Raw genomic sequence first — 22,811 nt, forward strand, 5'->3', positions numbered from 1 at the left:
CGTAACAAGCACATCGATGTAATTCGTTGCCTATCGCCGGAAAGGAACAGGCTTGTTCCAACATATCGGAGGGCGAGGGTGGGTACACTTTCTTCGTAGACGGAGCGACTGCCCGAACGCAGTGAGGGATGGCCCGCGGTAGATAATCACTAGAACGTCTAGATGTATTGGCGCGCCGCCGGCTTGCCCGGCGCATGTCACTAAGTACGTACAAGGGTATCCGCGCGGGCCATTTAGCGGAGCGGAGAAAAAGAGCACCCACCCTCACCCAAGCTGAGCTGCTCCAAGCCTATTTTCAGCTCGCACGAACATACAAACTGCAATTTTGTCGTAGGAGAAAAATTAAAATAACAGGAAAATTTGCAATTCATATGGAATACATATTATCATAGATAGTAACGATGATAGTTATCCTATCTTGATTAATTGCTGAGGGGGCATTTTGATGATTATCCCAGAGAAAAACCTGATGAAACTTGCCAATGGCAGCGATGTTCGCGGCGTCGCTATGGAGGGCGTAGCTGATGAACCGGTGACTTTGAGCACGGCGGCCGCTAACGTCATCACGTCGGGCTTTGTAGAATTCCTGCAGGCGCGCACGGGCAAGGACAAGAAGGAGCTGCGCATTGCCGTTGGCCGTGATTCGCGCCTGACGGGACATGACCTCAAACGCGAGGTCCTGAAGGCACTTACGGCACATGGTGTGGTGACGGTTGATTGCAGTATGGCTTCAACGCCGGCGATGTTCATGTCCACGGTATTCCCTGAAACCCAGATGGACGGTTCCATCATGATCACGGCAAGCCATCTGCCTTACAACCGCAACGGCATGAAGTTCTTCACGAAGGATGGAGGCGTTGAGCATGAGGATATCATCACGATCCTGCAGAATGCTGCCCGCTATCCGGTCATGGAGGGGGAGCGTTCCCAGGCACAGCGCTATAATCTGATGGAGCGTTATTGCCATCATCTGCGCAAGAAGATCCGCGAGGCTCTGGGGGGAGAGAACCAGCCACTCAAGGGCATGCACATCGTTGTCGATGCTGGCAACGGTGCTGGCGGCTTCTTTGCAACGCAGGTGCTGGGCCGGCTTGGCGCTGATACGACGGGCAGCATCTATCTGGATCCGGATGGGCATTTCCCGAATCATATCCCGAACCCGGAGAACAAGCAGGCTATGGCTGCTATCCGCCAGGCTGTACTCGACAATCGTGCCGACCTGGGCTTGATCTTCGATACGGACGTTGACCGCATGAGTGCTGTGCTCAAGAACGGCAAAGAGATCAGCCGCAACGAGCTTATCGGCATGATGGCGGCCATCCTTGAGCCGGATTATCCGGGCAGTACGATCATCACCGACTCGGTCACCAGCGATGAGCTCACGGAATTCCTTGAGAAGGATCTGGGACTCAAGCATATGCGCTATATGCGCGGCTACAAGAATGTCATCGATGAGTGCATCCGCCAGAACAAGGCTGGTGTCGTCTCGCCGCTGGCTATCGAGACGTCGGGCCATGGCGCACTGTCTGAGAACTACTATCTCGACGATGGTGCTTATCTGGCTGTCAAGCTGCTCGTCGCTGCTGCCAAGGCCAAAGCTGGCGGCCGCCGCCTCTCGGATCTCGTCAAGAATCTCGGCGCACCGGCAGAGAGCCAGGAGTTCCGCCTCAAGATCAAGGGCGAGGAGGATTTCCGCGCCTACGGCAATGGCGTGCTCAAGACCTTCGAGGAGCGCGCTGTGCAGGCTGGCATCAAGGTGGCCAAGCCGTCGTATGAAGGTGTGCGTCTCGTCTTCCCGAATGGCTGGGCGCTGCTGCGCATGTCGCTGCATGATCCGAACATGCCGCTCAACATCGAGAGCCGCGAAGAAGGCGGCGTGAAGGAGATCGCCGCGCAGGTCAAGGGCATGCTCGATGGTTTTGTGAGCCTCGATCTCAGCGTCTTCGCCGAATAAGACATAGGGCAAGGATAGATTGACCTGCCGCACCGCCAATCATGGCGCGCTGCGGCAGGTTTTATTAGTACCTGCTTTCAAGACAGTGATATCCTTTTCTGCTATAATGTAGATTGGTTTAGCTAGAAAGGATGACGACATGAATCAACATAGAATCACCCCGATGACAGAGAGCGGCCTGCTGGCGGCATTGACTGTGATCTTGGCTATGATAGCCGTTTATTTGCCGGTGCTGGGCATGTTTGCAGCACTAATCTGGTCGCTGCCCATTGTTGTGCTGGTGGTGCGCCACGGCTTGCGCTGGGGCATCATGGCGGTGCTGATTTCCGGCATCATCATGGCACTGCTGATCGAGCCGCTGCTGTCGCTGCGGATGGTGATAGCTTTTGCGCCGATGGGGCTGCTTTTAGGGCTGGGGTTCCGCAAGGGCTGGCCTGGCATGAAGATTTTTGGCGTGGGCTTGCTGGCCTCGCTTTTGAGTCTGCTGGCGGCCTTTGCGCTGGTATTTGCGGTGACCGCAGTGAATCCGCTGAATCTGCAGGTAGATGCTTTGCAGCAGTCCTTTGACGCAGTCTTCAATCTCTATGAAGAGATGGGGCTTGATGCCAAGGCCATCGCGGACGGACGCCAGTTGGTGGCTGAGGGTATGGTCATGGTACAGATCCTGATTCCCTTGGTGGTCATCATGATGGGCGTGATCTATACCGCCATCGGCTATCTGGCCGGTGTGAAGGTATTGCGCCGTCTGGGGCATGCGGTTCCGCAGGTGCTGCCCTTTGCGCAGTGGCGGCTGCCGGTGTTTTTCCTGTATCTGTTCGGCTTTGCGATGGTCGGCATATACTGGGGCGGCACGCGGCAGATCCAGCCCCTCTATCAGCTGTCGATGAATGCGAATATGCTGGCGATCTTTGCCGGTCTTATACAGGGCCTGGCGCTTACCCACTGCGTGTTGAGCCATTACCGGGTATCGCGTCTGGTCAGGATCTTGCTCTATGTGATCGTCCTGACGAATGGTTTCCTGGCGCAGCTGGTGGCGCTGACGGGCCTTTTTGATATGCTTTTTGACTACCGCCGCCGTTTCTCGGCACAAGGGAAGAAATGAGGTGAGGCGTTATGCCACGGAATCTGTCAGCCTGGATTGATTTGACCATCCATTTGATCATCATGCTGGTATTGGTCATGGTTCTTTCCTGTTATAATGAATATATCGCCGCAATTGCCGGTGTTATCTGGCTGGCCTTAGCCTCCTTTGCACGGGAACGCTGTACCGATCGGGCAAAACGATTTGAGCGTTACTGCCGCAATGTTGTGGAGAATATCAGTGAGATGGTGAATTATGCGGTGGAAGAGCTGCCGCAGGCCGTCATCATCATCACGGAGGACGGACGCATCCAGTGGACGAATTCCCGTCTGGCCGGCTATGTCGGCAGTGAGCCGGAGCTCGATACGGATATCGCGGATATCTGGCCGGGCATCATCATCGGCCCGGTTTGGGGACAGGAAGGGGAATACGTCTTTGCGCATGAGGATAAATACTATCAAGTGCGCTACCGGCCGGTAAAGATGGCGCCACATCAGCAGCAGCTCATGGCGCTGTATGTGCAGGATGTCACGCAGCATGAGACGTTGCGGCTGACCTATAAGGAGAGCCGTACGGTACTGCTTTACATCCAGATCGATAATTATGACGAGGTCATGCAGGGGCAGTCGGAAGCCGAGCGTACCTCACTTTTGCTGGCGGTAAACCAGATCCTCGATAAATGGATGAAGAATCTCGGCGGTTTTATGCGCCGTGTATCGGATGACCTCTATGTCGTGGTGCTCACGCGTGAGGCGTTGGAAAAAGCTATGAGCGAGCGTTTTGATGTGCTCGATAAGGCCCGCCAGCTCCAGAGCACGAACCGCCTGCCGGTAACGCTATCGATGGGCGTGGCAGTAGCGGATAACCAGTCGATGGCAGAGATGGGCGCGCAGGCCCAGGCCTGCCTTGACCTGGCTTTGGGCCGTGGCGGTGATCAGGTAGCTGTGCTCATCGATGGTAAGACGCAGTTCTTTGGCGGCCGTGCCAAGGCTGTCGAGAAGCATACGCGCGTCAAGGCGCGCGTTGTCGCTCATGCGGTCCGGGAAATCATGGAAGGGGCCGATGAAGTCTATGTCATGGGCCACCACAACGAGGACTTCGACTGCTTCGGCGCGGCCATGGGTGTGGCCAAGATGGCGCGGGTGCTCGAAAAGCCGGTGCATATTGTGCTGTCTGACATGAATGAAGGCATCGATAAGTTCACCGACCTGCTGCAGGGCAAGGAGGAGTACGAGGACATCTTCGTACGGGCTGAGGACCTCACGACGATGACGGCCCTCAACCCGGTGCTGATTGTCGTCGATACGCATATTCCGCATCTTGTCGCGGATCCGACGCTACTGGAGCGCATCCCGCAGGTGGTGGTCATCGATCATCATCGCCGCAGTGAGCATTTCATCAAGAACCCGCTGCTTGTCTACATCGAGCCGGCGTCGAGCTCCACGAGTGAGCTGGTGACGGAGCTGCTCGCGTATTTCAGCGACGATCTGATGCTGTCGCGTCTCGATGCGACGGCGCTCTACTCGGGCATTGTCGTCGATACCAAGAATTTTGCCGTGCAGACCGGCGTGCGCACGTTTGATGCGGCAGCCTATCTGCGCCGCAGTGGTGCCGACCCGGTCATGGTGCGGCATCTGTTCCGCTCCGATTACGATACGACCGTGGCGCTGGCCAAGACCAAGGCGCGATCGGAGCTCTACGGCGGCGGTCTCATCGTTTCGTATATCCCCGAGACGATACCGAATGTGCAGGTCATTGCGGCCCAGGCGGCCGACTCGCTGCTGCGCATCGAGAATGTGCGCATGAGTATCGTCATTTTCCAGCTGCCGAACAAGGTAGTGGGCCTCAGTGCCCGTTCGACCGGCGATATGAACGTACAGGTCATCATGGAAGCCTTTGGTGGCGGCGGCCATCAGAATGTGGCTGGCGCACAGGTGGAGAATGGCGACCTGCAGGCCATCAAGGCCAAGGCAATTGAAATCAGTAAAAAATATATAGAGGAGAATGATCAAGATGAAAGTAATACTTCAGCAGGACGTTAAGAAACTGGGCAAGAAGGGCGATATCGTCGAGGTATCCGAGGGCTACGGCCGCAACTTCCTGCTGCCGAAGAAAGCCGCTGTCCTGGCTACGGCTGAGAACATGAACGTCGCCAAGGCACAGGCAGGCTCCAAGGCCCGCAAGGATGCTATGGCTACGGATGAAGCGAAGCTCATGGCGGCTCAGCTGGAGAAGGTGGAAGTGACGATCCCCGTCAAGATCGGCGAGGGCGGCAAGCTCTTTGGCTCGGTTACGGGCAAGGATGTTGCAGAGGCACTCAAGAAGAGCAATATCGATATCGACAAGCGCAAGATCTCGATTAAGGGTGAGGTCACGGGCGCAGGCACCTATGAAGCTGTCATCAAGGTGCATCCGTCGATCACGAGCACGATCAAGATCAATGTAGTAGCTGGCTGATATCATGAATCTCTTTAAAAATATCTTCAGTATATTCCATAAACATGAGGAGCAGGCTATGCCTGCTCCTGCTAGTCAGGAAACGCCTATCGACCGTGAAATCGACGCGCTCTATGCCGTACTGGTCGACATCATGGGAACGGAAAAGCTCGTCATGAAGGCTGGCAAGATGAAGGCCCTGCAGCTCATGCGCTCGGAGGATCGCTGCGAGCGCGTGCTGGCCCTGCAGCGCATCCTCGACGAAGATCCTCTGATCTCACCGGCGCCGAAGGAAGAGCAGCTGCCGGAGGTCATGGAGCTCTTGTCGGAGCGCACGGCAGATCTCGTGGCGCGCCGCAATGTCGAGGACAATATCGAGAAAAAGGTCAACGAGAAGCTCGAAAAGGAGCATCAGGACTATGTCAATGACATCCGCCGGCAGGTCATCAAAGAGGAAAAGCCAGGGGCTGAGTCGCCGCAGGATAAGAAAAAGCGTGAAAAGCTCGAGGAGCTTGAGAAGGTGCATCTGACCCAGTCCATTATGGAATTGTTGCGGCCGCAGGATTTTTCCGAAATCGTCGGACAGGAACGGGCCGTGAAATCGCTGATGGCCAAGCTGAGCTCGCCGTATCCGCAGCATCTGTTGCTTTATGGTCCGCCGGGTGTCGGCAAAACGACAGCGGCCCGCTTGGTGTTGGAGGCGGCCAAGAAGAAGGCGGCTTCGCCATTTGCGGAGGAAGCACCGTTTGTAGAGACGGACGGCACTACGCTGCGCTGGGACCCGCGCGATATGACGAATCCGCTGCTGGGGTCGGTGCATGATCCGATTTATCAAGGTGCACAGAAAAGCCTTGCCGATAGCGGTATCCCCGAACCGAAACCGGGACTTGTCACGGATGCACATGGCGGCATCCTGTTCATCGACGAGATCGGTGAGATGGATGAGATGCTCCAGAATAAGCTTCTGAAAGTGCTCGAAGACAAGCGGGCATTCTTTGAGTCGGCCTATTACGATCCGACGGATGAGAAGGTACCGCCGTATATCCGCAAGTTGTTTGAAGAAGGAGCACCGGCAGATTTTGTGCTGATAGGTGCAACGACGCGCGATGCTGGCCATATCAATCCGGCACTGCGTTCGCGCTGTGCCGAGATCTACTTTGAGCCGCTGACGCCGAAGCATATCCAGCAGATCGTACAGAATGCGGCAGCCAAGCTCCATGTCACGATGGATGAAGGGGTCAGCGAGCTTATCAGCGAGTACACCATTGAGGGCCGCAAGGCCATCAACATCCTTGCCGATGCTTATAGCCTGGCTTTGGAGAAATGCGGTGCGGCTGATAGCGTGCCCGTCGAGCAGATTGCTAGGGGCGAGGGGCCCGCAGTGACGATTACCAAGGCCGAAATCTACGAAGTGGCGCAGGTTAGCCGCCTGTATCAGTTTGTCAAGAAAAAGGCGTCAGATAAGGCTGTTCAGGGGCATGTCTTTGGTCTTGGGGTGGCTGGTTTCCTCGGCTCGGTTATCGAAATCGAGGCTGTGGCCTTTGCGGCCCATGAAAAGGGCAAGGGCACGGTGCGCTTCAACGAGACGGCGGGCTCGATGGCCAAGGATTCGGTATTCAATGCTGCTTCAGTCATGCGGAAGCTGACCGGCAAGGATATCCATGACTACGATATCCATATCAATGTCATCGGCGGCGGCAACATCGATGGGCCGAGTGCCGGTACGGCTATCCTGGCCGTTCTCACAAGTGCTGTGACTGGCAGGAAAATCCGCCAGGACGTTGCCGTGACTGGCGAGATTTCTCTGCAGGGCCGCGTGCGTCCGGTCGGCGGTGTCTTTGAAAAAGCCTATGGTGCTAAGCAGGCGGGCATCAAGACACTGATTATTCCGAAGGAAAATGACAAGGATATTCCGCAGGAGCATTTGGGCTTGGACATCCATGCCGTCGAGACGGCAGAAGAGGCATTTGCTATCCTCTTTGCAGAAGCGGAAGAATAAATAGAAAGGAACTTCACCTATGGCATTGCCAGACCGCGTCCCTCCACAGAATATCGAGGCCGAGCAGGCCGTTCTGGGAGCGATGCTCATAAAGAAAGAAGCCATCATCGCCGTGCAGGAGATCCTGCTGCCCGATGACTTCTACCGGGAAGCTCATCGCATTGTCTATGAGGCGATGCTGGAGCTTTCGGGAAACGATGAGGCTGTGGACCTCGTCACGCTCACTGAGCAGCTGCGCAAAAGTGAGAAGCTGGAAAAGATTGGCGGTCTGCCGTTCATCACGCAGCTGGCCAATGCCGTGCCGACGGCGGCCAATGTGACCTATCATGCCAAAATCGTCAAAGAGAAGGCGGAGCTTCGCAATCTCATCAACGCTGCGACGGAAATCGCTGGTGCAGCTTATGAGGATACGGACAACGTCGAGAATATCATGGACGAGGCCGAGAAAAAGATATTGGCGGTGGCGAATCGCCAGAACGGTGGTGCCTTCGAATCGATGAAGAGCATTGTCATGCGTACGTTCGAACGCATCAATGTGCTCTATGAGTCCAAGGGTGGCCTTACGGGTATCAGCTCGGGCTTCAAAGACCTCGACACGCTGACCGCAGGTTTGCAGAAATCTGACTTGATTCTCGTGGCAGCGCGCCCGTCGATGGGTAAGACGGCATTTACGCTCAATATCGCTTCGTACGTTGGCCTGCACGGTCATAGTGTTGCGTTCTTCTCGCTCGAAATGAGCAAGGAGCAGCTCATGCAGCGTATGCTCTGCTCCGAAGGCGGCATCGATGCTTCCCGTCTGCGCACGGGCCAGCTCGATGAAGGCGAATGGAACCATCTCGTCGAGACGGCGGACAAGCTCAGCCGTGCGCCGATCTATATCGATGATACGGCTGGCATCACGGTCATGGATCTGCGTTCCAAGGCCCGCCGGCTGAAGGCCGAGCATGGCCTTGACCTCATCATCATCGACTACCTGCAGCTCATGCAGGGCCGTCCAAGCAAGAATAGCGATAACCGCCAGCAGGAGATCTCAGAAATCTCGCGCTCGCTCAAGGCACTGGCCCGTGAGCTGGACGTGCCGGTCATCGCACTCTCGCAGCTCTCGCGTTCCGTCGAAAGCCGTCAGGTCAAGAAACCGATGCTCTCGGACTTGCGCGAATCCGGTTCGCTGGAGCAGGATGCCGATATCGTCATGTTCCTCTATCGTGAGGATTACTACGATAAGGATACGGAAAACAAAAATATCACGGAAATCATTGTAGCCAAGCATCGTAATGGACCGGTTGACAGCATATCGCTGTTCTTCCAGAAGGAGTTCACCAAGTTCCGCGATCTGCTGGTGCAGTGATAGCCGCAGATGCTATATAGAAAATACCGCTGACGCTTTTGGCGTCAGCGGTATTTTTTTTTGCAGCTTGCCTGTTCGTGGGGGCAAAGCGGAAAAGCATGATGGGGGCCTCGCTGCGTCCTTGGGAAAATGATGACGGATTTTGCGTGATTCTGGTTTTTTTACGGATTTCCACTTGTTTTATGAGATTTTTTCTTGACAAAATCGGTTCCACAGATTAGACTATAAATATGAAATTGGTTTCACAAAAAAGATTCACATTCAAGCATTTATAACTCATGTACGGGAATTCATAGGGAGGTATCATGATGAAAGACATCCGTCTGGACAGCCCGCTGAATGGTCAGCTGGTGGAACTGAAGGAAGTTAATGATCCGGCTTTTGCTGGCGGCGCCATGGGACTTGGTGCTGCGGTCAAGAATCCGGATGGCAAGGTTTATGCGCCGGTAGACGGCGAGATCACGGTCCTGTTCGAGACGAAACATGCCATCGGCATCCGTTCGGCAGAGGGAGCTGAGATCCTGATCCATGTCGGTCTGGATACGGTCAAGCTGAACGGCGAGCACTTTGAGGCCAAGGTCGCACAGGGCGATAAGGTCAAAAAAGGCCAGCTGCTGCTCGAGTTTGACGAAGCTGCCATCAAGGCTGCCGGCTATGATACGACGACGCCGGTACTGGTCACGAATGCCGCTGAGTTCGGCAAGGTCACGGTGGCGCTGGATGGCAAGGAGATCACCTCGGCAGCAGCGGCTGCTGAGTCGGCTGCCGCTACTGATGACAGCGAGTACGCAGACCTGCCGAAAGAGGCCCGTGTGGCCAAGCTCATTGCGAAATACGTCGGCGGCATGGACAATGTCCGCAATGCCGAGCATTGCGCTACGCGCCTGCGCCTCATCATCAACGATAAATCCAAGATCGACGAGAAGGCTATCGAAAACATCGACGGTGTCAAAGGCCAGTTCTTTGCGGCTGCCCAGTACCAGATCATCCTTGGCACGGGCTTTGTCGATAAGGTTTTTGCAGAGTTCGTCAAGGGAACGACCTTCAGCGGTGTCAGCAATAAGGAAGAAGCTTATGCACAGATGACGCCGATCCAGAAGATCTCGCGCACGTTCGGCGATGTCTTCGTTCCCATCATCCCAGTCCTCGTCGCTACTGGTCTGTTCATGGGCCTGCGTGGTGCGGCTCAGAGCCTGGGCGTACAGTTCAGCCCGAATGTGCTGCTGCTGTCGCAGATTCTTACGGATACGGCCTTTATTTTCCTGCCGGCACTTGTCTGCTGGTCGACGATGAAGCGCTTCGGCGGCACGCCGGTCATCGGTCTTGTCCTCGGTCTCATGCTGGTCGGCCCGCAGCTCCCGAATGCTTGGGCAGTTGCTGGTGGTGATGTCAAGCCGATCCCGATGGATCTCTTTGGCATGACGATCGGTATCGTCGGTTATCAGGGCTCGGTCCTGCCGGCCCTGGTTCTCGGTATCTTTGCTGCTAAGCTCCAGAAGGCACTCAAATCCTTCGTGCCGGATATCATTGACCTTATCGTTACGCCGTTCCTTACCTTGCTTGTTTCGATGATTCTCGGTATCCTGATCGTCGGCCCTATCATGCACTCGCTTGAGACGAGTATCTTTGGCGCCGTTTCGGCCTTCTTGCAGATGCCGATGGGCATTGGCGGCTTCATCGTTGGCGGCTTGCAGCAGGTCATCGTCGTATTTGGTGTTCATCATGTATTCAATGCACTGGAAGTCCAGCTGCTGGCTACGACTGGTGTTGACCCGTTCAATGCCATCATCACGGGTGCTATCGTTGCGCAGGGCGGTGCAGCTGTGGCTGTTGCTTTGAAGACGCAGGATAAGAAGAAACGTGCCCTGTATATCTCCTCGGCTGTTCCGGCCTTCCTGGGCATCACGGAGCCGGCCATCTTCGGTATCAACCTCCGCTTCATGAAACCGTTCCTCTATGCGCTGGTCGGCGGCGCTTTCGCTGGCGGTGTGGCTAGCTTCATGCATCTTGCCGGTACGGGCATGGGCATCACGGTTCTGCCAGGTACGCTCCTGTACCTGGATCACCTCCTCGAGTATATTATCGTAAATGCCATTGGCTTTGGTATTGCTTTCGGCCTGACCTTTACGCTGTTCACTCCGGAAGAATAAGGATTTTTAGCAAGAAGGCCTTCCTCATACGGGGAAGGCTTTCCGTGCCGGAAAGGGGATGTTTGTTATGGAAAAATTCGATAAAGGCGCTATCGATGCCGAGCTGGCACAGGGATTCCCCCTTAAGCACCGCTGGCATAACCGCTTCCATCTGGAAATGCCGTTTGGCTTGATCAACGATCCGAATGGCCTCACGTACCATGACGGGGCGTATCACATTTTCTATCAGTGGAATCCGCTGGGCTGCGAGCATAAGAACAAGTGCTGGGCCCATGTGAAGACGCGCGACTTCGTGCATTATACGCTGCCGGAGCTGGCGCTCTGGCCCGATGATGTGCACGACAAGGACGGCTGCTATTCGGGCTGCGGTCTTTCGCAGGACGGCAAGCTGCGCGTGCTCTACACCTGCAACCGCAAGGAAGATGGTGTGCGCATTCCGGCCCAGCGCTTCGGAACCTTGCAGGACGATGGCAGTGTCCGCAAGGAAGAGATCATCATCCCGGATCATCCGGAGGGCATCACGGGTCATTTCCGTGATCCGTTCCTCTTTGAGCGTCGTGGGCATCGCTATCTGGTCATCGGTGCGCAGCGGGAGGAAAATGAGACGGGTACGGTGCTTGTCTATGAGGAGCGCGAGGACGGCTGGCATAATCGCGGCGAGGTGCATACGCGCCTGGGCGATTTCGGCTATATGTGGGAATGCCCGAACTTGCTGCAATTCGGCAGCTATGATGTGCTGGTGTTCTGCCCGCAGGGCCTGGCGGCGCGTGAATACGACCGCCAGAACATCTACCAGGCCGGCTATATCGCAGGCCATCTGTCCCTTGACAGCATGGACATGATGCAGCACACGAAGTTCCAGGAGCTTGACCGCGGGTTTGATTTCTATGCGCCGCAGGTCTTTGAGCACGAGGGCCGCCATCTGCTGCTTGGCTGGATGGGGATGCCCGACAAGGACGATGACTATCCGTCGAAGGAGCACGGCTGGATGTACAGCCTGACCCTTCCGCGGGAGCTGCGCTTGCGGCAGGGCCACATCTACGCGCGGCCGGCGCGTGAGCTGCGTGACCTGCGTATCCAGGAATCAGCGGTGGAGGTTGATAAGACTGAGGCGGCTGGTTTCAACCAGCCGCTGTTCGAAGGCTCCGAAAGCTTGATGGAACTCGAGCTTGGCGAGGCCAAGCGGGTGGAAGTCGTGCTCCGGTATGGCCTGGAGAAACTGGCCTTCCGCTATGACCGGGAGCAGCAGGTCATGACCATCGACCGCGAAGGCATGAAGCGCGGCGGCCGCGGGCAGCGGCAGTTCAAGATGTTCGTCGACCAGTCCCTGTCGTTGCAGCTGTTTGTCGACAAGACTGCCGTAGAGGCCTTCTTCCAGCATGGCGAGGAAGTAGCGAGCCTGCTGGTCTTCCCTGAGAAGAACATCCAGCCCGAGCTGGAAATCACGGCCGATGCGCCGCTGGCAGCCATCACTGGCAAGATCTGGGAACTTGATTCGTTCAAGTTCCAGCTGAATTCATAAGCATATGAATAAGCCCCTGAAACCATGGTTTCAGGGGCTTATTCATGTCAGAAAAACGGCCGAAGCCGAATCTCAATGGGGATCAGTTGTTTACTGCACGATCCTCGTGCGGGGCCGTCAATGGAATCCGGCGAATCCGTTCAAAGGGGATTGAATCGAACGAATAGCGGATATCAAGATACGCATCGGAACGGTTAAAAATAATCTTTTTAAGGGGGAACTTAGCGGATTTCTTTATCTGTTCGATATAATACTGCGCATCTTCCGCAGAAAACGGTCCATTGGCGATGATAACGCGGACGTTATCAATTAACATGGAAGAACACCTCCAACAAAATACAAACAAACAGCTGCCTGCCTGGGAAGGGCGTGCGAGTGGGGCTCGCGGCAGCAACAATCTTGTTGTTAGCGATGCAGAGGGATAGGGGCGTATCCTTCAACAACTTATTTAGCATTATACTATAATTGGGAAGGGTTGTGAAGCAAACGGAATCCGCGCCTTGCCTCAAAAGTCCTGTATTTTGCGGATTATTCCCCCTTGAAGTGACTTTAGCAACAAAAAAACGCCGATTTCTGCGTTTTTTCGGCGTTTTTCGTGTATACAAAAGACAAATATGGGCAAAAAATGGTCAATGTCCATCAAAAAGAAGCACCCATTCAGATGAAATACATCAGGCTATCAGCCTCTTTTTGGGCTTCGATTGCCGTGAGGATATCGTCGAGACGGACATTGGATAACGTCTCTTTGATGCTGGCATCGAGCGGGTCGAAAACCTTGACACCCAAGGCACGGTCTAGCGCAGGCATCTTCTCGGAGGCCGGTGCGGCTTTCTCCATCAGCGAGAGTTCGATAGACGCGAGGATATCGTAGGCGCTGATGGTGCGCGGCTCGCGGGCCAGCTGGTAGCCGCCCTGTGAACCTTTGATGGAATTGACGAGTTGTGCGCGTTTGAGCAGGGAAAAGACCTGTTCGAGATAGATCTTGGAGATGCCGAGCTTGTCGGAGATGCTGATGATGGTGACCGGGGCTCCGGCGGCGTAGTTGCGAGCCAGATAGGTCATGGCAGCAAGGCCGTAGCGGCCCTTGGCAGAAATTTTCATGGACAATCCCTCCTTGTATATGTATGTTTTGGATAGCTATATAAATGATATGTAATACTTGTTTACTATATCATAGTAAACAGGGTGGAAAAAGTCAATAAATAACGCGGGAAATGAAATTTCCCATTGACAAGGCGGGGTGGCTGTGTTAATATGTAAACATATTAATCATATATGTTTTAACTTAACTAAAGATAATACAAATATGTCTGGAGGCGTTTCTTATGGGTAAGATTTATAACAGCGTAACGGAACTGATTGGCGGCACGCCGCTGCTCAAGGCAAATAACTTCATCAAGGCCAATGAGCTCAAGGCGAACATCTTCGTCAAGCTTGAGTATTTCAATCCGGCCGGATCGGTCAAAGACCGCATTGCCAAGGCGATGATCGAGCAGGCAGAGAAGGAAGGCAAGCTTGGGCCGGATTCGGTCATTATCGAGCCGACTTCTGGCAATACGGGCATCGGTCTGGCTAGCTTCGCGGCAGCACGCGGCTATAAGGCAATCCTCACGATGCCGGAGACGATGAGCGTGGAGCGCCGCAATCTGCTCAAGGCCTATGGCGCGCAGATTGTCCTGACGGATGGCTCGAAGGGCATGAAGGGGGCCATCGAGAAAGCCGAAGAGCTGGCTAAGGATACGCCGCATTCCTTCATCCCGTCCCAGTTCACGAATCAGGCCAACCCTGCCGCCCATGAGGCGACGACGGGCCCCGAGATCTGGGCGGATACGGAGGGCAAGGTAGATGCCTTTATCGCTGGCGTCGGTACGGGTGGTACGCTGACGGGCGTAGCGCGCTATCTCAAGAAACAGAAGCAGGATGTGCACATTGTTGCGGTGGAGCCGGCTACGAGTCCGGTGCTCTCCAAGGGACAGGCTGGCCCGCACAAGATCCAGGGCATTGGTGCCGGTTTCGTGCCAGAGACACTCGATACGTCGGTCTATGATGAGGTCATTGCGATCGCCAATGAGGATTCGTTCAAATTCGGCCGTCAGTTCTCCCATAGCGAGGGCATACTGATTGGCATTTCCTCAGGTGCGGCCCTGGCAGCAGCTGTTGAGTTGGCGAAGCGCCCAGATTTTGCGGGCAAGAACATCGTCGTACTGCTGCCGGATACGGGCGATAGATACCTGTCGACGGAGCTGTTTGCAGAATAAAAAGAAAGATGGCAGGTGGCCTCGGTGGGGGAAGGCTATAAAACGGTTCATGCGGACTGCCGTACAACCTGCAAGAATTTCATAGCACACCCGGAAGGTGCAGATGGGATGCTGGAGCATCCTGTCTGCGCCTTTTTGGTTATATACATCGGCGGTGCTGGAGGGGGAATCCGTGGCAGGCTTTATTACGCTATTTGTATGTGTTATAATACCCCTAGTATAAGGGATGATTCTATACATATATAGTAGAGATAGAGGGGATTTTCGTTGCGCATCGTAGTAGTGGGCGCTGGCAAGCTGGGGTACAGTATTGCTGAGCTGTTATCAAAAGAACAATTTGATGTAATTGTCGTCGATCAAGACGAAAATCAGCTGGAGGCGGCGAAGAATACGCTGGATGTATTGACGATTGCGGCCAATGGCGCAAGCCCGATTACCATGAATGACCCCGATATCCGTGATTCGGATATCTTGATTGCCGTCACGGCCAGTGATGAGGTGAATATGGTCAGCTGCATCCTGGCCAAGAAGCATGGCATCAAGCATACGATCGCGCGCATCCGTGATATGCAGTTCATGAGCGAGGCCAAGGATTATCTGAAGCAGAATTTTGATATTGACCTCATGCTCAATCCGGAGCTCATCACGGCCAACGAGATCAACCGCATCTTGATGACGCCGGCAGCGCTCGATGTCGAGGATTTTGCCCATGGCAAGATCCGCTTGTTCGAGACCAAGGTGCAGCGCAAATCACCGCTGGCGCGCATCCCGCTCAAGGAAATCCAGCTGCCGAAGGGCGTGCTGGCTGGCATGATCTTCCGCGACCACCGCATGATCATCCCCCATGGTGATGACTGCCTGCTGCCCCATGACAATGCGTATTTCATCGGCATCCCCGAGGAGATCGAGAAGTTCAGCCAGAGCTTTGTTCAGCGCGATGCACGGAAACTGCACCGCGTGCTGATCATCGGTGCTGGCCGCGCGGGACGGGCTTTGGCGGCGATGTTCGATAAGCAGGATGTTCATGTCAAAATCATTGACCAAGATCGTGAGCGCTGCCAGCAGGTGGCGGCACAGCTGGTCAATGGCATCGCCATCTGCGGCGATGGCACGGATATCGACCTGTTGCTTGAGGAGGGTGTGGCCGAGGCCGATGTCGTGGTCTGCCTGACGGAGGATGATAAGCTCAATCTGATGCTGGCGCTCTTGGCGCGCCATCTGTCGGGCAATAAGACCAAGACGGTGGTGCGTGTAGCCCGCAACGAATATGTAGAGCTCATGGAGAAAGTCGGCGTCGATATCGTTCTGTCGGCACGCCTGCTCTCGGCCAGTGAGGTGCTGGCCTTTGCGCGCCGCGGCGGTGTCGTTTCGGTTTCGCTGCTGGAGGGTGCTAAGGCTGAGGCGGTTGAAGTCATCGTCCAGCAGGGGGCACCGGTGGCTGGCAAGCGGCTCATGGATGTCAAGCTGCCGCGCGAGTGCCTGGTCTGCGCCTATGTGCGTGATGGGGAGGCAGTCATCCCGAATGGTAATACGGTACTCCAGCCTGGTGACCGTACGATATTGTTTATCCAGACGAAGTTTTCGCAAAAGGTCATCCAGTATTTCAAAGGCAAGGAGTAGTCTATGGTTCTGACGGAAAAAGGCAATGGCTGGGAGCTTTTTTGGCTGCTCATGGGGCGTATTGCGACTGTAATGGGACTGGCGATGTTCGTGCCCTTTGCGTCGGCGCTTGCCTGGCGTGAGCCCGAGGCCTGGCTATTCTTGCTGCCTGCTGGCTTTTCGCTGGCACTGGGGACAGGGATGGCGCGGCTCGGCGCTGAGCATATGCGCCAGCTGGCGATCCGCGAGGGCGTCCTGTTCATGGTACTGGTCTGGCCGCTCATGGGCTTTGTCGGCCTTATGCCATACTATATCTCAGGGCTGCTGCCGGATTTTTCGGCAGCTTTTTTTGAGACTGTCTCGTCGCTGACGACGACGGGGCTGTCGTGCCTGCCCTTCGATCCGCTGGGGCTTCCCCGTTCGCTGCGCCTTTGGCAGGCCATCATGAACTGGATCGGCGGGCTGATGTTTGTCGTTGTGCTCGTCACAGTCCTGCCGCAGGTCAGCGGCTGTTTTGGTCTGACGCTGACGGCCCGGCAGACCATCTTCTTCAGTCCGGTGTGGAACCGCATGAGCCAGTCGGTGCATCAGGGTGTGAGCGTCTATGCACTGCTGACGCTGCTGGCGGCAGTGCTCTTCTATCTGGCGGGGCTGCCGGCTGAGGAGTCGCTGATGCGCGGCATGATAGCGTTGTCGTCAAGCGGTGGCAGCTCGGTGACGAGCTTCATGGTGTACGACAATGGCTGGCTGGAACTGGCGGCGGGTATTGCAATGGTGCTGGCGGGCATGAACCTGCTGCTCTGCTGGAAGGCTTGGAACCGCAGGAGCGTCTGGCTGCTATGGCAGGATGCCGAATTGCGCGGCTTCTTTGCCATCCTGGTGGCAGCAGGCCTGGCAATCTCCCTGCATCTTTACGCGATGGACTGCTATACGCTGCCCAATAGCCTGCGGTATGGTTTTTTCCAGGTGGCCTCGTTCCTGTCGACCAATGGCTTTGCTTCGGCGAGCTTTTGGCTCTGGCCGGATTTTGATCGGTATGTGCTGTTCCTGCTCGTATTTGTGGGTGGCTGCATCGGCTCGGCGGGCGGCGGCCTCAAGGTCATGCGCATCCTTGTGCTTTTCCGCATGACGCGGGCCGAGATCCATCGGACGCTGCATCCCCATATGGTAGTAAGCGTCAAGGTGGATGGCTTGCCGGTACCGGCCAAGATCGTGGGGCGCATCCTGGCGTTCTTCTTCCTGTACATGATGATCTTCGTGCTGTTTTCGCTGATATTGTCGGGGGCAGGGCTCGACCTCATGCAGTCGATGGGACTGGCTGCGGGCTGCCTGACAAGCACGGGTTCGACGGCGGCCTTGGTGGGGCTGGGCAATCTGCATTTCCTGCCGGTATGGGCCAAGCTGGCCTGCTGCCTGCTCATGATCCTTGGCCGCATTGAGATTTTCTCGTTTCTGATTCTGCTGGATCTGGGCGCGCGTGCCGTGCGTCAGAAATGGTGACTTATGGATTTACGAATCGTTTATTATATCCTGGGACGGCTGGTGGTCGCGGAGACCGCTATCATGCTGATTCCGTTCTTCATCTCCCTGTATAATGGCGAGGAATGCACCGCTGGCTTTGCCGCCGCCTTGGCGATCTGCGCGTTGGTGGGGATCGAGCTGCGGCTGCATGGCCGTGTGCGCGTCGAGCGGCTGACCATGCGTGAAGGTGTGGCCATCACAGGCATTGGCTGGATCTTGGCGACATCGCTGGGGATGCTGCCATATCTCTGCGGTGGTTATCTGGGGCTCCTCGATGCGTTGTTTGAGAGCATCTCGGGCTTCACGGGGACGGGGGCTACGGTCATGGAGAAACTGTCTTCCCTGCCGTCGGCCATCCTGTTCTGGCGCATGATGACGCATTGGTTTGGCGGTCTGGGCATCATCGTCATTTTCATCGCCCTGCTGCCGCAGACGGGCCAGAGCACCATCTATATGTATAATGCGGAGACGACGGGGCCGACGCGTGAGCGCGTACTGCCGCGGCTGCGGGATATGACCAAGACGCTGTTCCAGATGTATATGATCTTTACCGTAACGGCAACGGTCATCTACATGCTGTGCGGGCTGTCGCTGATGGAGGCCAGCACGCATGCGCTGAGCACCATCGGTACGGGCGGTTTCTCGACTTACGATGACAGTGCGATGCATTTTGACAATGTGCCGCTGGAGGCCTGGATGACATTCTTCATGATCCTGGCCGGGGGCAATTTCGGCCTTTATTATCGCATCTGGCGCAAGGGGCCGGGGGTCATCCGGCACAATACGGAATTCAAGGCCTATATCGGCCTTGAGCTGGTGGCCATGCTGCTCATAGCGGTCAATCTTGTCCAGGCTATGGGGGTAAGTCCGGCCGAGGCAATCCGCTATGCGAGCTTCCAGGTCGGGTCGATTTCGACGACGGGGTTTGTCTCGACTGACTTTGACCAGTGGCCGGGCTTCTCCAAAGGTGTGCTGCTGCTGTTGATGGTCTGTGGCGGCTGTGCCGGCTCGACCGCCAGTGGTGTCAAGGTGAGCCGTATGGTACTGCTGGTCAAGAATGCCTGGGCTGTTGTGCATCAGAAGCTTTCGCCGCGGCGTGTCGTCGAGGTCCGCATGAATGGCGGCAAGGTGGATGAGGATACCTTGCTGCGCGTGGGGCAGTTTTTCTTTCTGTATATATTCTGCATTGTGTTTTTTGCCTTGCTGCTGACGTTGGATGGCGTGTCAATCTTCGATTCGCTGGGCATCAGCATGACGGTCATGGGCAATGTGGGGCCGGCCTTTGGCGTGGCGGGGGCAACCTGCACCTATGCGGGGGCCTCGGTGTTTGCCAAGAGCATCCTGTGCGTGGAGATGCTCTTGGGGCGTTTGGAGATGTTTACCCTGCTGGTCATGCTTTCGCCGGATTTCTGGCAGAAGGGCAATCGCTGGTGATAGGGATTTGTGGAAGGGGAGTTTGTTTTGCTGAGCAATCTGTTCGTGGCCATTGGTGCGGTTGTACCATTGTTCTGCCTGATGCTTATCGGCGTCTTTGTCAAACGGGCGCGTCTCATGACGGATGAGGAACTCGTGCATATGAACCGCATGGTTTTCCGCGTGTTCTTTTTCTTTATGATGTTTTTCAACATTTATACGGCGGATTTGGGCTCAACGCTGCGGCCGCGCTTGATGCTTTTTGGTGCGGGCGGTGTTCTGGTGACGCTGCTGATAGCAGCTTTGCTGGTCTGTCATTTTGAGCCGTCCAATAAGCGCCGGGGGGCGATGATACAGGCGATTTTCCGCAGCAATTTCGTACTGATGGGCATTCCGTTGGTCGGCAATATATTCGGTGCTGATCAGCTGGCAATACCGACGATGATGATTGCTGTCATCATCCCCATCTACAACATTGCTGCGGTCTTTGTGCTGGAGACCTTCCGGGGCGGCAGCTTCCATCTGGCCGGGATCCTGCTGGGGGTGCTCAAGAATCCGATGATCCTCGGCGCCTTGGTGGCGGTGGCATTCCTGCTGGTTGGCATCCCTGTGCCCAAGCCCATATTGACGCCTATCGGACAGGTGGCAGCGGCTACGACGCCCGTGGCACTGATCATCTTGGGCGCATCCTTCAAGGGCGGCAGCTTCCATGACCATGTGCCGCAGCTCATATCCTGTGTAACGGCGCGTTTGCTTATCGCACCGGGAATCTTGATGGGGCTGGCCGTTTGGCTGGGGTTCCGCGATTTGGAACTCATCACGCTGCTGGCAATTTTCGCCTCGCCTTGCGCAGTAGCGAGTTTTGCCATGGCTCAGCAGATGAATAGCGATGCGGATCTTGCAGGCAACTGCGTCGTCTACACGAGCGCTTTGTCCTGTCTGACCTTGTTCGGCTGGGTATTTACGCTTAAGATGCTCGGGTTGTTCTGACTGTGTTGTTATATTGACGCTTATTGCTATGTTCGATATAATAAAGGTATATTTTTGAAAAAAAATCCTAGCATGGATACGATAACGTGATGGAATAGGAGTGTCTTAGAGTGAGAAAAAAAATTATTTGTGGCGCAGTCTTAGCGATGGGACTGTTGTTAGGTAATAATGGTTTTGCAGCATCTTATGATGCTGATTCGGCTGCGCAGGAAGCGGCAGGTGTACGAGCAGTAGAGCAGAAGACGCAAGCCAATGAATATGCAGTTGGTAAGATGGATTATGTTGAGAATAAAAACGTATTTAAAACAGCAACACTTCGTCATGATACTTTGACAGATTCCTATCGCTTGGCAAAATACGACACAATCAATATCATGATTATTGGCTTTCCAGATGGTATTGGGGTCAATGATATCACGGTTGGTACGGATGGCTATGTACAATTGCCATATGCTGGTTCGGTACAATTGGCAGGGTTAACGTTAGATGAAGCAAAAGCTGTGCTGATGGATGCATTAGGGAAATATATAAAGATTCCCGATATGTCTGTTTTTATCAAGAGTTATGGACCACGTAAGGTGTATGTTATGGGTGAGGTAAGCAACCCTGGTATCCAGAATATGTCGATAGACAATCTCAATGTTTATGCGGCTATCAGTTCGGCTGGAGGGTTTACGAGTCATGCTCGTAGTACACAAGTTCAAGTTATTCGGGTGATTGATAATACAATGTATTATGAACAGCTGAATATTAAGAACTTTATCAAGAAACATGATTTGACACAGAATGTGGCACTTCAAGATGGTGACATTGTCTATATTCCGCAGACTAATGGCATTATTTGGAAGGAAGATGTTCTGCCGTATGTCAGTGCTTGGGCATTGTTTAGAAATTTAACTAAATAATGTAGAATCCGGATATCCTCTATAAGGATATCCGGATTTTTTATTTGCCAGGAAAACGCTTCCTATGACATTTGTCATGTTCTTTGGCTGAAAACTCATGACAGAATTCAGCTGACTTTGACCGTGTTTTCTATTATTATAATTACTGTCAGAAAAATTACAAGGTTGTTGCTGCTGTGGCAATGGGGATTTTGTTATGGCGGCAGAGGTATTATGAAAGGGGAATGACATATGGAAATCGCATTTTGCCGTATCGACGATCGTCTGATCCACGGCCAGGTGGCTACGGTCTGGACGAAGGTTACGGGGTGCAACCGCATCATGTGCTGCAGCGATGAGGTCGCCAAAGATGACATGCGCAAGAAACTCTTGCTGCAGGTGGCACCACCGGGAATCAAGGCGTATGTCGTACCGGTTGAGAAGGCTTGCGAGGCTTACAAAAATCCGAAGTACGATGCGTTCAAGACGCTGTTCCTGTTCACGAAACCGGCTGATGTTGTCCGTGCGGTCAAGGGTGGTATCCCGTTCAAGTCGGTCAATCTTGGCGGCATGACCTATAAGGATGGCGATACGCTGATCTCGAGTGCTGTTGCGGTCAATCCGGACGATGTCAAGGCACTGCTTGAGTTGCAGGATATGGGCATTGAAGTTGAAATCCGTAAACTCGCCAATGAGCCAAAAGGCAACCTCATGGATGCTTTGAAGGCTAAAGGCATGGCTTGATAACTAAGCAATCATTCATTTTCGCCGTAATTTTACCGGACAGACTGGTTGGGGTTTTCGGTCTGTCCGGGAAACAAGAATAGAGATAGGGGTGTTTATACGTTATGACTTCTGTACAGTTTATTTTACTGATTATTGTCGCAGCGATTGCCGGCATGGGAAGCGTACTCGATGAGTGCCAGTTCCATCGTCCGCTCGTTGCTTGCACACTCGTTGGACTTGTACTTGGTGATATTACGACAGGCATTATTCTTGGTGGTACGCTGGAGATGCTGGCGCTGGGCTGGATGAACGTCGGTGCGGCTATGGCACCGGATGCGGCTTTGGCTTCGGTCGTTTCGGCTATCCTCGTCATTGTCGGTCATCAGAGCATCGGCGCTGGTATCGCACTGGCTGTCCCACTTGCTGCTGCTGGCCAGGTTCTCACGATCTTCGTCCGTACGATCACCGTATTCTTCCAGCATCTGGCTGATAAGTTCGCCCTTGAGGGCAATGCCTTCGGCATCGAGATGTGCCATGTCGGCGGTCTGCTGCTGCAGGGCATCCGCGTTGCCGTTCCGGCTGCTATCATCGCAGCAGTTGCTGGCACGGACACGGTCAATGCTATGCTGGCTTCCATCCCGGAAGTTATCACGCGCGGCTTGCAGGTTTCCGGTGGTTTCATCGTCGTTGTTGGTTATGCAATGGTCATCAACATGATGAATGCCCAGTCTCTGATGCCGTACTTCTTCCTTGGCTTCCTCATTGCCGTATTCACGAACGTCAACCTCATTGGTTTCGGTGCTATCGGCCTTATCTGCGCTTACTTCCACATCCGTGGCCTGCAGCGTGAGCTCAATGCGGCTGCAGCTGGCAATGGTGGCTCGGGCAATGCACTGGATGACATTGACGATTCGGATCTGATGTAAGGGG

Annotated in this window: 18 protein-coding genes; 16 read left to right on the top strand and 2 right to left on the bottom strand. The window is 54.7% G+C overall.

Translation table 11 applies throughout. The features are described from left to right. Positions 1-445: 445 nt before the first annotated feature. From BM181_RS13405 to BM181_RS13440, 8 genes are all read left to right on the top strand, one after another. On the top strand, positions 446-1,954 hold the full coding sequence (locus BM181_RS13405; RefSeq protein WP_075445638.1) for a phosphohexomutase domain-containing protein: 1,509 nt from the start codon (positions 446-448) through the stop codon (positions 1,952-1,954). 139 nt (positions 1,955-2,093) lie between these two features. Then, positions 2,094-3,056 carry a YybS family protein gene (locus tag BM181_RS13410; protein WP_075445639.1) on the top strand — a complete coding sequence of 321 codons (963 nt, stop codon included), beginning with the start codon at positions 2,094-2,096 and terminating at the stop codon, positions 3,054-3,056. Positions 3,057-3,067: 11 nt separating this feature from the next. Continuing rightward, on the top strand, positions 3,068-5,077 hold the full coding sequence (locus BM181_RS13415) for a DHH family phosphoesterase (RefSeq protein WP_075445640.1): 2,010 nt from the start codon (positions 3,068-3,070) through the stop codon (positions 5,075-5,077). Next, complete coding sequence (gene rplI / locus BM181_RS13420) at positions 5,049-5,492, top strand: 50S ribosomal protein L9 (RefSeq protein ID WP_075445641.1); 444 nt, start codon at positions 5,049-5,051, stop codon at positions 5,490-5,492. Before BM181_RS13415 ends, rplI begins: the two co-directional genes overlap by 29 nt. A gap of 4 nt (positions 5,493-5,496) precedes the next feature. Then, the gene (gene lonC, locus BM181_RS13425) at positions 5,497-7,470 is read left to right on the top strand and encodes a Lon family ATP-dependent protease (protein WP_075445642.1); all 1,974 of its coding nucleotides are present in this window, start codon (positions 5,497-5,499) and stop codon (positions 7,468-7,470) included. A gap of 19 nt (positions 7,471-7,489) precedes the next feature. Beyond that, positions 7,490-8,818 (top strand): replicative DNA helicase, encoded by a 1,329-nt coding sequence (dnaB, locus tag BM181_RS13430; RefSeq protein WP_173371489.1) that lies wholly within the window; start codon positions 7,490-7,492, stop codon positions 8,816-8,818. Positions 8,819-9,126: 308 nt separating this feature from the next. Next, positions 9,127-10,968 carry a glucose PTS transporter subunit IIA gene (locus BM181_RS13435; protein WP_075445643.1) on the top strand — a complete coding sequence of 614 codons (1,842 nt, stop codon included), beginning with the start codon at positions 9,127-9,129 and terminating at the stop codon, positions 10,966-10,968. Between the two features lie 67 nt (positions 10,969-11,035). Beyond that, on the top strand, positions 11,036-12,490 hold the full coding sequence (locus BM181_RS13440) for a glycoside hydrolase family 32 protein (RefSeq protein ID WP_075445644.1): 1,455 nt from the start codon (positions 11,036-11,038) through the stop codon (positions 12,488-12,490). A gap of 82 nt (positions 12,491-12,572) precedes the next feature. Here the strand turns inward: BM181_RS13440 and BM181_RS13445 are convergent, their stop codons facing one another. After that, positions 12,573-12,806, bottom strand: coding sequence for a ferredoxin (locus tag BM181_RS13445; protein ID WP_075429532.1), 234 nt, complete (start codon positions 12,804-12,806; stop codon positions 12,573-12,575). 341 nt (positions 12,807-13,147) lie between these two features. Beyond that, a complete protein-coding gene (locus BM181_RS13450; RefSeq protein WP_075445645.1) occupies positions 13,148-13,591 on the bottom strand; it encodes an RrF2 family transcriptional regulator in 444 nt (147 codons plus the stop codon). Positions 13,592-13,815: 224 nt separating this feature from the next. Here BM181_RS13450 and cysK point away from each other — a divergent pair, with 224 nt between their 5' ends. The 8 genes from cysK (at position 13,816) to BM181_RS13490 (ending at position 22,807) form a co-directional block, all read left to right on the top strand. Beyond that, positions 13,816-14,748 carry a cysteine synthase A gene (gene cysK / locus BM181_RS13455; RefSeq protein WP_075445646.1) on the top strand — a complete coding sequence of 311 codons (933 nt, stop codon included), beginning with the start codon at positions 13,816-13,818 and terminating at the stop codon, positions 14,746-14,748. Between the two features lie 267 nt (positions 14,749-15,015). Beyond that, positions 15,016-16,368 (top strand): Trk system potassium transporter TrkA, encoded by a 1,353-nt coding sequence (trkA, locus tag BM181_RS13460; protein ID WP_075445647.1) that lies wholly within the window; start codon positions 15,016-15,018, stop codon positions 16,366-16,368. 3 nt (positions 16,369-16,371) lie between these two features. Beyond that, positions 16,372-17,847: a TrkH family potassium uptake protein gene (locus BM181_RS13465; RefSeq protein ID WP_075445648.1), complete on the top strand. Its 1,476-nt coding sequence runs from the start codon at positions 16,372-16,374 to the stop codon at positions 17,845-17,847. 3 nt (positions 17,848-17,850) lie between these two features. After that, complete coding sequence (locus tag BM181_RS13470) at positions 17,851-19,302, top strand: TrkH family potassium uptake protein (protein ID WP_075445649.1); 1,452 nt, start codon at positions 17,851-17,853, stop codon at positions 19,300-19,302. Positions 19,303-19,329: 27 nt separating this feature from the next. Continuing rightward, entirely contained in the window at positions 19,330-20,271 is a 942-nt protein-coding gene (locus tag BM181_RS13475; protein WP_075445650.1) for an AEC family transporter, read from the top strand. Between the two features lie 110 nt (positions 20,272-20,381). Continuing rightward, positions 20,382-21,176, top strand: a complete 795-nt coding sequence (locus BM181_RS13480; protein WP_075445651.1) for a polysaccharide biosynthesis/export family protein — start codon at positions 20,382-20,384, stop codon at positions 21,174-21,176. Positions 21,177-21,407: 231 nt separating this feature from the next. Continuing rightward, the gene (locus BM181_RS13485; RefSeq protein ID WP_075429519.1) at positions 21,408-21,899 is read left to right on the top strand and encodes a PTS sugar transporter subunit IIB; all 492 of its coding nucleotides are present in this window, start codon (positions 21,408-21,410) and stop codon (positions 21,897-21,899) included. Positions 21,900-22,003: 104 nt separating this feature from the next. Continuing rightward, positions 22,004-22,807 carry a PTS mannose/fructose/sorbose transporter subunit IIC gene (locus BM181_RS13490; RefSeq protein ID WP_075429517.1) on the top strand — a complete coding sequence of 268 codons (804 nt, stop codon included), beginning with the start codon at positions 22,004-22,006 and terminating at the stop codon, positions 22,805-22,807. Positions 22,808-22,811 lie beyond the last annotated feature (4 nt).

Origin of the sequence: Pseudoselenomonas ruminantium (assembly GCF_900113715.1) — a bacterium.
Taxonomy (GTDB): Bacteria; Bacillota; Negativicutes; order Selenomonadales; family Selenomonadaceae; genus Selenomonas_A; species Selenomonas_A caprae.

Coding starts and splice junctions, on each gene's coding strand:
- lonC (WP_075445642.1), top strand. CDS start 5,497: ATGAATCTCTTTAAAAATATCTTCAGTATATTCCATAAACATGAGGAG.
- BM181_RS13465 (WP_075445648.1), top strand. CDS start 16,372: ATGGTTCTGACGGAAAAAGGCAATGGCTGGGAGCTTTTTTGGCTGCTC.
- BM181_RS13470 (WP_075445649.1), top strand. CDS start 17,851: ATGGATTTACGAATCGTTTATTATATCCTGGGACGGCTGGTGGTCGCG.
- BM181_RS13485 (WP_075429519.1), top strand. CDS start 21,408: ATGGAAATCGCATTTTGCCGTATCGACGATCGTCTGATCCACGGCCAG.
- BM181_RS13490 (WP_075429517.1), top strand. CDS start 22,004: ATGACTTCTGTACAGTTTATTTTACTGATTATTGTCGCAGCGATTGCC.
- BM181_RS13415 (WP_075445640.1), top strand. CDS start 3,068: ATGCCACGGAATCTGTCAGCCTGGATTGATTTGACCATCCATTTGATC.
- cysK (WP_075445646.1), top strand. CDS start 13,816: ATGGGTAAGATTTATAACAGCGTAACGGAACTGATTGGCGGCACGCCG.
- BM181_RS13435 (WP_075445643.1), top strand. CDS start 9,127: ATGAAAGACATCCGTCTGGACAGCCCGCTGAATGGTCAGCTGGTGGAA.
- BM181_RS13440 (WP_075445644.1), top strand. CDS start 11,036: ATGGAAAAATTCGATAAAGGCGCTATCGATGCCGAGCTGGCACAGGGA.
- BM181_RS13450 (WP_075445645.1), bottom strand. CDS start 13,591: ATGAAAATTTCTGCCAAGGGCCGCTACGGCCTTGCTGCCATGACCTAT.
- dnaB (WP_173371489.1), top strand. CDS start 7,490: ATGGCATTGCCAGACCGCGTCCCTCCACAGAATATCGAGGCCGAGCAG.
- rplI (WP_075445641.1), top strand. CDS start 5,049: ATGAAAGTAATACTTCAGCAGGACGTTAAGAAACTGGGCAAGAAGGGC.
- BM181_RS13405 (WP_075445638.1), top strand. CDS start 446: ATGATTATCCCAGAGAAAAACCTGATGAAACTTGCCAATGGCAGCGAT.
- BM181_RS13445 (WP_075429532.1), bottom strand. CDS start 12,806: ATGTTAATTGATAACGTCCGCGTTATCATCGCCAATGGACCGTTTTCT.
- BM181_RS13410 (WP_075445639.1), top strand. CDS start 2,094: ATGAATCAACATAGAATCACCCCGATGACAGAGAGCGGCCTGCTGGCG.